At 33.1% G+C, this 14,190-nt stretch carries 11 protein-coding genes; 6 read left to right on the top strand and 5 right to left on the bottom strand.

Going from position 1 to position 14,190, the window contains the following annotated elements; translation table 11 throughout:
* A partial coding sequence (locus ACKI30_RS05510; protein ID WP_407410595.1) for an RNA-guided endonuclease TnpB family protein occupies positions 1–1,208 on the top strand: 1,208 nt, incomplete at its 5' end.
* Positions 1,209–1,289: 81 nt separating this feature from the next.
* Here the strand turns inward: ACKI30_RS05510 and ACKI30_RS05505 are convergent.
* Both ACKI30_RS05505 and ACKI30_RS05500 read right to left on the bottom strand, forming a co-directional pair.
* A complete protein-coding gene (locus ACKI30_RS05505) occupies positions 1,290–2,156 on the bottom strand; it encodes a hypothetical protein (RefSeq protein ID WP_407410593.1) in 867 nt (288 codons plus the stop codon).
* Between the two features lie 272 nt (positions 2,157–2,428).
* Entirely contained in the window at positions 2,429–3,031 is a 603-nt protein-coding gene (locus ACKI30_RS05500; RefSeq protein ID WP_407410591.1) for a hypothetical protein, read from the bottom strand.
* 128 nt (positions 3,032–3,159) lie between these two features.
* Between ACKI30_RS05500 and ACKI30_RS05495 the strand changes: the two genes are divergently transcribed.
* Positions 3,160–3,612, top strand: a complete 453-nt coding sequence (locus ACKI30_RS05495; RefSeq protein ID WP_407410589.1) for a DUF308 domain-containing protein — start codon at positions 3,160–3,162, stop codon at positions 3,610–3,612.
* A gap of 162 nt (positions 3,613–3,774) precedes the next feature.
* On the opposite strand, the gene ACKI30_RS05490 is transcribed toward ACKI30_RS05495, so the two are convergent.
* Positions 3,775–4,536 (bottom strand): DUF4013 domain-containing protein, encoded by a 762-nt coding sequence (locus ACKI30_RS05490; protein WP_407410587.1) that lies wholly within the window; start codon positions 4,534–4,536, stop codon positions 3,775–3,777.
* A gap of 306 nt (positions 4,537–4,842) precedes the next feature.
* Here ACKI30_RS05490 and ACKI30_RS05485 point away from each other — a divergent pair, with 306 nt between their 5' ends.
* Together ACKI30_RS05485 and ACKI30_RS05480 are read left to right on the top strand one after the other, a co-directional pair.
* Complete coding sequence (locus tag ACKI30_RS05485; protein WP_407410585.1) at positions 4,843–5,544, top strand: hypothetical protein; 702 nt, start codon at positions 4,843–4,845, stop codon at positions 5,542–5,544.
* Between the two features lie 40 nt (positions 5,545–5,584).
* Positions 5,585–7,549, top strand: a complete 1,965-nt coding sequence (locus tag ACKI30_RS05480) for a phage holin family protein (protein WP_407410584.1) — start codon at positions 5,585–5,587, stop codon at positions 7,547–7,549.
* 66 nt (positions 7,550–7,615) lie between these two features.
* Here the strand turns inward: ACKI30_RS05480 and ACKI30_RS05475 are convergent, their stop codons facing one another.
* A complete protein-coding gene (locus tag ACKI30_RS05475; RefSeq protein WP_407410582.1) occupies positions 7,616–8,437 on the bottom strand; it encodes a hypothetical protein in 822 nt (273 codons plus the stop codon).
* 224 nt (positions 8,438–8,661) lie between these two features.
* Between ACKI30_RS05475 and ACKI30_RS05470 the strand changes: the two genes are divergently transcribed.
* Complete coding sequence (locus ACKI30_RS05470) at positions 8,662–10,182, top strand: MFS transporter (protein ID WP_407410580.1); 1,521 nt, start codon at positions 8,662–8,664, stop codon at positions 10,180–10,182.
* Between the two features lie 369 nt (positions 10,183–10,551).
* On the opposite strand, the gene ACKI30_RS05465 is transcribed toward ACKI30_RS05470, so the two are convergent.
* On the bottom strand, positions 10,552–12,249 hold the full coding sequence (locus ACKI30_RS05465) for an ATP-grasp domain-containing protein (RefSeq protein ID WP_407410578.1): 1,698 nt from the start codon (positions 12,247–12,249) through the stop codon (positions 10,552–10,554).
* Positions 12,250–12,635: 386 nt separating this feature from the next.
* Here ACKI30_RS05465 and ACKI30_RS05460 point away from each other — a divergent pair, with 386 nt between their 5' ends.
* Positions 12,636–14,096, top strand: a complete 1,461-nt coding sequence (locus ACKI30_RS05460; protein ID WP_407410576.1) for a sodium-dependent transporter — start codon at positions 12,636–12,638, stop codon at positions 14,094–14,096.
* Positions 14,097–14,190 lie beyond the last annotated feature (94 nt).

Here is a 14,190-nt window from a genome sequence, read left to right as displayed (position 1 = left end):
TGTTTTCTGAATATAATACTGTTAATAAAGGTATTGTGGTTAAATTGTATCCTGATGAAAGTATGAGGGATAAAATTAATCAGAATATTGGTAATGCCAGGTTTACTTGGAATAAATTATTACAGGAATATCAGGAAACATTTGAATTGTTTAAAAAACAAGGATACACAAAGTTACAATGCAACATAAAAACATTCAATACAATGTTGAATATGCTGAAAACACAATATTCATTCTTGTATGAAAGTGAGTCAAGCAGTTTGCAGCAGGTTTTCCGTGACCTATTACAGGCATTTAAAAGATTCTTCAACAATACATCTGGTTATCCTAGATTCAAATCCAAAAAGAATCCAAAACATAGCTTCAGAATACAAAACAACAATAATATCAAAATACAGGACAATATAATTGTTTTACCAAAATTGGGACAAGTACATTACAGAACCAGCAAACATTATAAAAAACTACTAAAAGAATCTAAAATCAACAATGTAACAATTAAAAAGGAGCACGGTCACTTTTATGCAGTTTTCAACATCGAAACAAATGTAGAGACAATGGATTATACTTATAATATTGTGGGAATTGATCTTGGTATGAGAACATTAGCAACCCTCAGCAACGGACTAAAGATAGCCAATTTAGACACACGCCAAGAGGAGAAAATGATTAAAAAATACCAAAAAAGCCTATCACGAAAAAAATACAACAGCACCCGCTACAACAAAACACTAAAAACACTAGGAAAATGGATAAAAAGAAAAAACAACCGCATAAAAGACGCATACCACAAATTAAGCCACTACCTAGTCAAAAAATACGACCTAATCTGTATGGAAACACTAGACATACGCGAAATGTTCGAACAAACCGATTATAGCAAAAAACTACAAAATATCAGCTGGTACAAACTATTGGAAATGATCAAATACAAATGCCAATGGTACGATAAAATATTCATCCAAATAAGCCAATGGCACCCATCCAGCAAAAACTGTAACGTATGCGGATACTACAACAAAGATCTAGGCGACGAAAAAAAATGGACATGCCCACACTGCAAAACACAACACGACAGAGACATAAACGCAGCAAAAAACATCAAACAAGAAGGATTCAGACTTCTTAAAGAAAAAAATAAAATGAACCTCAGGGACTGGGGGGATAGCACGGTAATACTACTTTCGTGGAAAAGTACCTGCCCGTGAAGTAAGAATCCTCGACCTCTTCCAAGGTCGAGGTAGTTCAAGAAAAACACGGTAGAATAAAATAAATTAACGAAAAAACAGTTATTTTTTAAGTTCATTGATAGATGCCTGCAGTTCATCAAGTTTCTCATCATTGCCCTTAAGTTCATTGAGTGACTCCTGCAGTTCATCAAGTTTCTTATCGTAGCTATCGAGTCTGCTTTTAAAACGGCGCATTAATATACCTACAGTCAATGTCGCAGTGGCCGCACCTGATAGTATATATCCGCTCCAAACCAAGACAATACTGTTGATTTTACCTCCGGTAGTGTCACCCAGGATTGCATAACCGTTACTTGTAAAAGCATTGGAAACCATTACAATTGCATTTAACGGATCCTCATTTTCGATAAACATTGTAACGTTAATGCTGATAAAAAGTATTAAAAATAACAGAACTATTGAAAGATTCAATCTGTTTTTAGTGGTGTAATTCTGAAATTGACCATAAAAGACTTTCATTAAATATAATAATGCCGGAATACGTACAAAGTCCCAAAATTCGATGAAAGAATCTCCAAAGAATAAAAATGAAAATGAAGCTATTGGGATTAGGAAAAATATCAGAACTAAACTTTTACGGGACTTATCATAAATAATAGAAGCAATGTATACTGAAACAATAATATCTAAATAAGAATGCAAATCATAAAAACGAGGGCTATTGCTTAATATTATGTCATTGTCAAAAAAGAAATTAATGATAAGAATGAATATGAGCAATACCATCATCAGGTAATAAAATTGTTTCAGTGATTGGACTTCCTCTTCAGGAAGATATTCAGTAGGATTCAGCAATTTAAAGGAAGAATTTTTCACTTGTTTTATTATAAATCTTGTTATGAAGAACAATACTAGAAAAAGTACTATTGAAACGGAAATTCTCATGCCAAAATTTAATAAATCCATATTTTGCCCCTATTTCTGATTTGCCGACTTTTTTTTAAGATTAATTTTCTCATTAAGATGATATCTTTGAAAATCTAATTTGAAATTTTATACATTATCACACCATATATTAAAAAATGTAATAATATGTAAAAATTCCATATACATTTATTCAATTGTAACTTGTTAGTATTTAATTTTTTGTTTTTATAGCAGAAGAATTTTTATTTATATCCATAATATTACAAACAACCGGAAAAATAGAAAGAAAAATAAAAAACCTGAAAAGAGAATTAAATCCTCTCTTCAACATCATCCCAGTCAGAATTCTTAGAGGGTAAAATAGTGAACATTAAACTTGCAATCACCAGTATCGCCGCTGAGATGACTGTGATTATCAGCTGGTCAAAAGTTCCCGCACTAACAACTTCAAACAGACCTCCAATCCATATTACAGCAAGAACTATCGGAAGGATATATTTCACAATTGCAAGCCACCATCCACCAATTTTAATTGTTTTGGTTCTGGCGTTTAAAAAATCAATGAGGCTTTCGGCCTTGAATATCCATGCAAAGAGGATGCACTCAAAAATAATTGCCAACAATACTGCAATCTGATTGACAAAAGTGTCAACAAATCCAATTAAACTTTCACCATATGATGTGGCAAAAATCATTGAAACAGCAGCACCAACAATAATCAGGACTGTCATTGTCCTTTTTCTTGACAGACCAAACTTATTCTGTACTGAAAAGGACAGTGGTTCAATCATGGACAATATGCTTGTAAGACCAGCCATATACACTACCAAAAAGAATACAGGTCCTAAAATGTATGTCCATTGACCTAAAACATTGAATACAGTAGGATATACAATAAACTTTTTTGTCTTCACTACAAATAATAACTGCAAAGCCAAAAGTTAATATCTGTCAAAAATAAATTATATTATGAAAGCACAATTTGCTTTTGAATTTTTAAAATTTTCACAAAAGTGAATCTAACAAAAATGGAGGAAAAAACATGGAATCTAATAAAATGACCGGAATACTATCCATAATTTTAGGATTAATTTTTATAATTTGTCCTGTTCTTAGTTCAGGATTAGTATCAGTCATGATTGGTGTAAGTTTAATATTCTTAGGTATAGCATCAATATTTGGCGGATTTTCCGCATTCAATATAATTGTTGGAATTCTAGCAGTAATATTTGGTTTATTGTTCATATTCCAAATCGATGCATTGTCATTCCTTTTAGGTATACAATTCTATATTATCGGTATCGTGATAATCTTATTAGGTATTGCTGGATTGTTTACAACCGGAATGTCAAAAATCGCTTCAATATTGATTATCCTTTTAGGTATTATAGCATTTGCCCTCGGAGGACTTTCACTTACTAACCCGCTTTATGCTGCAATTCTTATTGGCGTATCCTTAATCATCCAAGGTGTAAGATTATACGTTTCAGAATAAGGCAGATAAGCAATCTTTTGATTGCTTATAATTATTTTTTTTAAAAAAATTTTTCATTAAATCTATCGACATTACTTTTAACTGATTTTTATTTAAAAAAAAGCGATTTAATGACAGTTTAACATTTATTCAAAAAAAGAAAAAAAAGTATCGCTTAAAATATTAAGCTATATCAGAATATAATAATCCAACAGCTCTTTGAGCAAAGAATACTAAGTATGGGCCTACGATAACTGAAAGAATTGATAAAAATGGCACATAACTGTAAACAGCTGATAAAACCATCTCAATAACAGCAACAACTACAAAAATTAATAATATTACTATTATTACTTTTGCAACACCAATTCTTTTTATGTCTTTTGCCGCTTCAAAAACATTCAAAGCTTCACTTAAACTGCCGGTATTCGCTAACCTTGCTTCAGCCATAGTCTGTAGGAATGAAAAGATTACAAATAAAACTACTGCAACTGAGATAGTAGTAGCTAAAGCAAATACCAAGTTAACCATTGCTTGAGCTATTGCATCATATGCAATGACAGAAGTTCCCAAATAAGCACCTTGTGCTTCTGCAACAATTGCCATAGCAACTGTCATAATATTTCCGTAAATATTTGTAGCATATCCTACAACTGCGACGATAAAAGCAGGAATTATAAAGTAAACGATTGAGACAATGAAATTATCGAAACCTGTGATGAAATTGTCCCACCATACAAACTCGGGAACCTCATCATCAAGATCAATTCCGGATTTAATAACACTGATTAAATAACCTGACATCACCCAGCCGATTACCATTGCGATTACAACTGCTAATCCACCCCATAAAAAACCTTCAGGAACAACAAAGCCTAATGCATAAATTAATGTTCCTGTAGTGGAAAGTCCACCGACTAATATCGCTAAAATAATATAAATCAATAACACTCTCGGGTTTTTTGATGGAAATAAAAAAGCATCCTTAATTAAATCCATTACTTCCATTTTAACACCTATTAAATTTTTATACCCATAAAAATGGACAGTTATTATTTATTGAAAAAGAGATATTTAAATTTGTTTAAAAAAAAAATTATTTAAGCATATAATAATTTTTTATACAAGAAAACACAAACTTTAATTAACTTTGGATTGTTTTATTCAAATTTGATAGTTATAATCTACAATCAGCATATTTTGTCCAAAAAAATTACATACAACTCGCAAAAAAATAATGAGGGAGTATTAATGGATAATAAAAAAATAATTATAATCGCGATAATAATTCTAATCATTGCGGCGGGAATTCTTTTTGTAGTATTGACTACCGTAAATTATGAAAGAATTGAAATAACACCAAACGGAACAAGTATAGAAGTTCCTGCCAATGAAACTAAATACAATGGGAAAATTGAGAGTGCAAAACTTTGGAATTGGAACAATGGAGTATTAATTACATACAATAGTTATGAAGACCAAAGTATTATTAAAGTAAGTGAAATGGGCTTTAATGCCGCAAATAAGATAATAAAAAATGGAGAAAAGGAGAATATTGATGGTTTTGAATGTTATGTGATAAATGCAGAGGATTTAATAGAAATTCACATATTTGACATCATCAAGGTAAATTATAAAGGCAAATTCTATTGCATACCACTATCCAATGAAACAACACACGACAACATCCTAATCTGCAGCAACAACAAGGATATAGCAGTACATATGGCCAAATCAGTGAAATACAAAAATGTCTTCCACAAACAGGACCCTGTAAACAATACCATTGCAAAAGTGGGACAGTTCACTGACGATTTGCAATCCAAGGCCAGCAATTATACTGACAATATCAATTTAACTAATGTCAAATCCACAGTGGAAGAAAAAACAGGAGTCGATTTAGATAATGCCAAATCTGAAATAGAGCAATACACCGGGAAATTACCGATATAACACAATGAGATATTTAAATGAATGAAGAGGGCTGATTACTATGGAAATTATTAACGGAAAAGAAATCCCAAAAAGGAGCTTGAAAAGAAGCTTAATCGTATTTATTGGAAATGTCTTGGGAATATATTTGATAGCTTATTTAGAATTAGGAGTGCAGGTTAGTCAATTCGGCAGCATTACCCTTTTAGTACTGTTTATCAGTTTAGTAAATGCAATTCTTTGGCCTGTTCTGACTAGAATAGCAATGCCGTTTCTGGTTTTGACCTTCGGTATAGGTACATTAATATTAAACGGACTTCTGCTTCAGTTTTTCGCACCATTGTTTGGAATAACCATACACGGCGGTGCAATCATTCTCGCCCCAGTGGCTATGGCTGCCGTTACAACAATACTGTCAGCACTGATAACCATTAATGACGACAGTTCATATTACAGGGCTGTTTTAAGAGATGCTGAAAAGAAAAGAAAAGCTGATATTAAAGATTATCCGGGATTAATAATTGTTGAAGTTGACGGACTTGCCCACAAGGTTTTGTGTGAAGCGGTCGAAAGGGGAGACATGCCTACCGTCAAGGAAATGATTGACAGCAAAGAGTACAATCTTAGAATGTGGGAAACTGACTTATCCTCCCAAACCGGTGCAAGCCAGGCAGGAATCCTTCATGGAAATAACGAAGGCATTGTTGCATTCAGATGGATTGAAAAAAGCAACGGCAATCAGATGATGCAATGTTCAGGAATCACCAAAGTGCCTGAATTGGAACAGAGGATTTCAGATGGAAACGGATTGCTCGTGGATAATGGAGCAAGCAGGTCTAACCTATTCTCAGGAGATACCGACAACGTAATATTTACATTCAGTAAGATAATGGACTTTGGAAAACTGTACAATAAGGCATGGTACTCAGTATTTTCCAATCCAAGTAATTTTGCACGTATTATCGCCCTCTTTCTTGGAGACATCATACGTGAAATCTGGTCACAAATAACCCATTCAATCAGGAACGTCAGGCCAAGAATAAAGCGTGGAATAGTATACATCCCAACAAGAGCCGCAACAAACGTATTCATGAGGGAAATCAACACTTCAACCTTAATCGGAGACATGATGGTTGGAGATGTTGATGTTGCATACTCAACATATCTTGGTTATGATGAAATAGCTCATCACTCAGGAGTCAGGGACAGTGACGCATGGATAGCATTGAGACAAATGGACCAACAGATTAAACACCTGATTGATGCAAATAAGTACTCCCCTAGGGATTATCAGTTTGTCATTCAATCAGACCACGGTCAGACAAACGGTGCTACATTTACCCAAAGATACGGACAAACCTTTGAGGACTTCGTAAAATCATTACTTCCTAAAGACATGACTGTGTTTGCAAAAATGACTTCAAATGATGACCATTTTGTAGGAGACTACACTCCATTTGCAAGAAAAAATAAAAAGATTCAGAAAGAAAAAGAAGAGGCAAAGGAATTAAGTGATTCCGAAGTGATCGTATTGGCTTCAGGTAACCTTGCAATGATTTATCTGACACAATGGAGCCACAGGTTAACATATGAAGAACTTAATACCTATTTCCCTGAACTGATACCTGGCATTGTAAATAATGAGTATGTTGGTTTTATTCTAGTCAGATCCCAGGAACATGGAGACATGGCTATTGGAAAAAACGGAACATACTACCTTGATAGCGATGAAATTGATGGTGAAAACCCTCTTGAAGGATTTGGAGACCATATTGTCAGACATCTTAAAAGAACCAGTTCCTTTGAACATACACCTGACATCCTGGTTAACAGTTTTTATGATGAGGAAGCTGACGAGGTATGTGCATTTGAAGAATTGGTTGGAAGCCACGGAGGAGTCGGCGGAGATCAATCCAAGCCGTTCATATTGTACCCTTCAAGCTGGAACGTCAGTGATGATGAAATCATCGGTGCTGAAAACATATATAAACTATTAAAAGAGAATTTAGCTGAATTGAAAAAATGATATTTAAAATCGGTTAAAGCAAAGAAAAAAAGATATTAAGAGATATGGAGAACTATAATCCATATCCTATTTTTGATTATTTTTAATTAATGATTCCAATTCATCCAAACGTTTGTTTAATTCTTTTTCACGTTTTTGATTATGCTTCATTAAAATTGTAGCAGTCAATGTTGCGGTACCTACACCTGATAGGATGTATCCACTCCAAACTAAAAGCAGGCTGTTTAATTTACCAATACCGGACTGTCCAAGTACTGCATATCCGTTACTTGTAAATGCATTTGAAACCATAACCATTGAATTTAAAGGTTCAACACCTTCGGCTAATATTGTGATAATAAAACTGATAACTACCACAGTGAATAATAGTATTATTGTAATTCCAAGACCATTTGTCTCTGTATACCTCCTAAATTTATCAAAGTATACCTTAATGAAATATGCATAAACAAAAATGTGAATTACATAAATTGGCCATAGTGTTAAATATTGATTTGTAATAATCAACATTATAGACTCATAAGGCACCAAAAGGAAAAATAATATCTTATTATTCCAGGAGTCATAATCCAAAGTTAAAGCAATATACAATGACAGAATAATTTGCAAGATAGCAATCGGAAATATCTCTTTTCCCTCAACTATCATTATGTATATTATGAAAATAAAGAAAATCAACATTATTACCAAGTAATAAACTTGTTTTAATGTTTCAAGTTCTTCTACAGGAAGATATTCCTTTGGATTTAAAAGTCTGCTGTTACTATTAGCTAATTTATTATAAATAACTTTTCCAACTGCAAAAAGCAGTCCAAAAATTAAAATTGGAATAACTAATTCACAAACAATATTTAAAACTTCCATACCATTTAATTTATCAATCCTCATATTTTAATCTTAACATTGGCACAAATTGAACAAAATAATTGAAAAAAAGTTACATTGATGATTAAATTAAATTATTTTTTTTAAGATATAAGTAAATTAATCATATTTTATGAAACAAAAATATGTTAAAATATATTATATATAATATAGAAATACAATAACAAGTGGATACAATTATAAATCCATGGATAACATCTTATTTTAATATATTTGGAGGATAACAAATGAATGAAACAATTAAAGAAAAGTCTTGGATTCCTCTGATAGTGGTGGCTTTTGCTTCATTTATTATAGCTTTGGACGCCACAATCATGAATGTGAGTATTTCTCAGGTTGTCATTGACTTGAATACTGATGTGAGTACCATTCAGTCAACCATGTCATTTTACACTCTCATCACCGCCGCATTCATGTTGCTAAGTGCAAAGCTTCAAGATATAGTCGGTAAAAAGAAACTGTTCCTTATCGGTACCGCATTATATGGTGTCGGTACATTCACTGCTGCTGTAAGTACAAGCGCTACAATGCTATTTATCGGATGGGCAGTTATAGAGGGTGTTGCAGGAGCATTGATGATGCCTGCTACAATTTCCATAATAAGTGGAACCTATTCAGGAGATAAGCGTACAGTTGCACTGGCGATTGTAGGGGTAATGGGATCAGTTGCAGCTGCTGTCGGTCCGCTCTTCGGTGGAGTCATGACAACATTTCTCTCATGGAGATACGGATTTGCTTGCGAATTAATAATCGTTTTCATTATCTTAATTATGAGAAACAGAATACCTGATTTCACACCTACCGAATCCAGAGACGATTTGGACATTACAGGTTCTGTAATTTCAATTATAGGTCTTGTCCTATTAGTTCTAGGTATCTTGTCACTATCCAAAGATCCAAACACAAGCGTGATTATAATTGTCCTAGGATTAGTTGCCCTAGTATTATTCGGATGGTTTGAAAACAGAAGAAAAAGAAATGGCAAAGTGCCATTGCTTGATATGGAATTATTTAAAGATAGAAACTTGCGTGTTGGAACTATAATCTTGCTATTGAGTTATCTTGCAATGGGAGGGGCATTGTTTGCTGTTTCCCTGTTCCTACAAAGCGTATTGCAGTTAAATGCATTAAATACCGGTTTGACCACACTTCCATTGACTATCGGTTTGCTTATTTTTGCAATATTGGCTCCAAGTCTGACAACAAAATTAAGCCACAAGAAGATTATGGCAATAGGATGCATAATGGCAATCATCGGATGTCTGATGCTAAGCTATCAGTTCAGACTCGATACAACAGTATGGACCTTGCTGCCTGGACTGTTAGTATTAGGTGCAGGACTTGGTTTCATTATGGCTTTATGTACTGATGTTTCATTAATCAATATTCCTGCTGAAAGCCAGAACAATGCATCAGGTATCAATTCAACAGGTACATCCTTAGGTGAATCAATGGGTACAGCAATTATCGGAATAATTCTGATTTTAGGAGTTATGGGAGGTATCAGTACCGCTGTTGACACCTATGCGCCGGATCATTCAGGAGACGAACAATTCCATATAGACGTATATAACTACCTTCAGAAAGTTGGAAATATAGATGACCTTAAACAAAATAGCACATTTGTGGATGTTGTAAACATCATCATCCAACAGACAATGGCATTTGTAATGCAGATTACTGCTATCATAATGGGAATAGTATTCCTGCTTACACTGCGGCTGCAGGATAGAAAAATTAAACAATGAGAGTTTTTTCTCTCAACCTTTTTTTATTTTTTGATAACTTTTTTTGATTATATTGGTTAATTGATATATTGACCGTTAATTCTAAAATATTCTACTAAAAAACCAACAGAAAAATAAAGCATCATCCATTAAATCAACAAAAGCCTACATAATGGATAATAAGTACAGCAATGATTGGAATAATTCTAATTTTAGAGTAATGGGAGGAATTTATTTTGCTGTCGAACCTAGCACCAGACAATTCAGGAGAGAAACAAAACCATATAGATTTCAAAGTTTCTGAAGTTCAATAAGTGATTTAGGGACAATATTTTCCTTGAATTATGTTCAACAGCTCAAAATTCCTCCCATAAGATGAAATGTTCACCATTATTCACATTTGGAAGCGATCACCATACCAGTTAATGTGTGAATCGGCATTTCCAAGCAAAAACCCTGAAGTTTCAATAAAGCTTCTAAGCCCAGTTTACCATTAGGCAAGTAGTCATAAGTGGTATTCGGAATAAATATTAATCCTCCAATTCTGACCTTTTCAAAGATTTTTGAAAGTTTTTTAGAAACCCCTTCAGCACATTGATTGTAAATTCCTTCGTTAAGGTTCACAACAACACAGTCAAATGTGCCCTTAATATCATCAATATTTTCAATGGTCACCTGCGCTATGGCCAAATCCTCAAATATTTTTTCAGTAACCAATAGGGGAGTACCGCAGATTTTAATATCTTCCAATAATGTTTCAATATTTTGAACTATTTTATTTTCATCAATATCCAATGTTTGAATCCTTTCTTCACTTAAAACCAAATCAAATGCCCTGGTTTCAATTTTACGTAAAAAATCAATGTCACGAGTTATTTGTTCGAAATCATTATTGACTAGATAAACCACTCCACCAAATGTGTTTAAATCCTGAGTTTTTGTAACTACATTTAATTCATCCCCCATATTCATTATTGTTTTATAATGGCTTTTCAGCTTAATACCCAGTTTACCTATCGGCGAGCATTTAACTATCAAATCCCTTGGAACAATAAACATCTTTACAAAAGCATATGCCAATGTTTCGTAACCTTTTATGAGGTCTATATGAAATTTATCAGGATTTAAATAAGAATCAAGTACGCAATTTGTTTCATGATGGCCCAAAATCTTATCCAGATACTCGGCATCAAAAGTTCCGCCCATAGGACGGCAATTCACTTCAATTAAAACTGGCCCGTTTTCGTCAATCATGTACTCCCCGTGGACCGGCCCATACCTAATTCCCAAAGCATCAGCAACATCATAGGCATACTCAACAAGATCAGGTTCACCAATGCCCAACTCAGGTATGAATTCAATGTAATCATAAATATTTCCTCCTTCAATAGTTTTTATTTTAGAATATCTCAATATGGAAGTTACCCTGTGAATTCCATCACATGTCACCGTATTGACTATATATTCAGGACCTTCAATCTGTTCCTGAATCAGCAATTCATTAAAATTATTGCCGTAATGTCCTTTTAGCGAAAAAACTTCATCAATGGATTTTATCATTTCTGCTTTGTTATCACATAAACGCACGCCAACGGAACCTGCACTATATATCGGTTTGACAACAACTTTTTGCAAACCCTCACTGTCATAAAACTCAATTGCCTCTTCTACTGACCTTATGACACGACCCCTGATTGAACGAAGATTGTTTTCAACCAATTTCTCATGCATCTTATGCTTTAATGTCATTGAATCAATGTTTTCAATTGGATTACACATCAAACCCAAATCATTGGCCAATTTAGTTGCAAGTATTACACCTTTTTCACTGCCTGGAATAACCAATAAAGGATCATATTTCCTGACTATTTCCAATGTTTCTTCGTAAGAATCCTGTTCATAGATAAGATCAAAATCATGGTCTATTGATGCATAACAATTTTCCATATCTTCCTTGTATCTTCTTGCTTCAAGTGAGTCTCCCATAGTTTTAGTTTCTAAAACGACTGGATTGTAATTTCTGTTTATTATGTCCTGAATGTAATTTTTTCCGGTTGAAATACATTCTACCACCACTATATTTCTCATATCGCTACACCATTTTCCTAAAATGTTAAAATATTGTTTTTTGTTTTTATCGTGTTTTTGTATATTCTAAATGTCCTGTGTTAATCTTTTTTAGAAAAACACCTTTTTATACAATTAATTATATGAATAAGAGCATATATAAAGATTTTCGACTGCAAGTGCTTACTTACATGCTAAAAAGAAAAAATAAGCCTTATAAACCAATGAATTTAAAAAAAAATAAGATTTAAAAAAGAAAATAGTGACAATAATCCAACTATCACAAATTTAACGCCAAATAAGCATGAAAAATATTTTTGACAAAAAATATATTCTATACAAAAAAATTGAATTTATTTTGAAAAAAAATATTGATTTATATATTAAAATGAATAAAATATTCAATAATGAGTGAAAATGCACAATGGGATTCAACATTAACATTTATTTTTGCAATGATTGGAGTTGCAATAGGTCTGGGAAATATATGGCGGTTCAGTTATATAGTATACTCAAATGGAGGAGGATCCTTTTTCATCCCTTATGCCGTTGCAATAGCCCTTATGGGAATCCCTTTTCTAATATTAGAATATGGTGTCGGATTCTCATTTAAAAAATCCTTTAGTGAAATTTTTAAATCGATAAACCCCAAATTTGAATATATAGCATGGATTCTAATTTTCTCGATATCAATTGTATTAATCTATTATATGGTTATTATAAGCTGGGACTTATTCTATCTTGTCAAAAGTTTAACTTTTAGCTGGGGAAGCGACACAGCAGCATATTTTGTCAATAATGTAGGGGGAAGTGAAAATCTCTCAAACATTGGAAACTTCTTTATTCCTGTTGCGGTTGGAGTAATAGTTTCATGGATCATCTTATGGTTTATCTCACACAGGTCAATTGATAAGGGAATTGGGCTTGCTTCAAAGATTTTAATTCCTGCAGTATTTATCATAATGATAATTATTGTTATCTTTGCTTTGGCACTGCCTGGAGCAAGTATAGGAATCAATACACTACTGAATCCTAACTGGAATCTCCTATGGGACATTAACATATGGATTGTAGCATTTTCACAAATCATTTTCTCCCTAGGAATAGGTGAAGCATTAGCTCTGACATACGCATCATATCTGGCAGACAATAAAAATTTGACTGACAATGTATTCCTTGTTGTTGCATCAAACTCAAGTTTTGAAATATTTACTGCATTCGGAGTATTTTCAATCCTCGGTTATATGTCCGCAACATCAGGAACCCCAATGGTTCAACTGGTCAGTGAAGGAACAGGATTAATATTCGTCGTATTTCCTAAAATATTCAGTTTAATGGGAATTTTAGGACATGTTCTAGCACCATTATTCTTTTTAGCAGTATTATTTGCAGGAATAAGTTCAGCATTCGCATTTTTCGAACCTATAATTGCTTCAATTTCTTCAAAATCAAATTTGAGTCGTAAAAAACTTGTAACAATTTTAAGCATAATCGGATGCGCAGGTTCATTGATTTTCACATGCGGAATAAGCAGTTATCTTGTTGGAATTGTTGACGGATTTATAAATAAATTCGCAATACTGCTTTTGATTGCAATCCAATGCATAATATTTGGATGGTATTATGGTGCCGAAAAGGTAATTCCTGTTTTAAATGAAAAATCAAGAGTCAAAGTTGGTTTTATTTGGACAGTAATAATCAAATACATTCTTCCAATATTCTTAGCGGCAATATGGTTAATCGGAATAATTGACCTTTTCATGAATGCCACACAATTTGAACTGATGGTTGATATGGCAATGATTATACTGATTTTAGTATTTTCCATAATATTTTACAGAAAAAAATCAGTGAAAAATACATTTTGACTTTTAAAAAAGAAAATTTATATAAATTTGCCAAACAAATTCTCACAGTGAGTCAATACTGAATATTTTGGACATCTCAATACCTATTAAAAAA

The sequence above is a fragment of the Methanobrevibacter sp. genome (assembly GCF_045539575.1).
In the GTDB taxonomy this organism is placed as follows: Archaea; Methanobacteriota; Methanobacteria; order Methanobacteriales; family Methanobacteriaceae; genus Methanocatella.
This window is presented reverse-complemented; position numbering and strand designations above follow the sequence as displayed.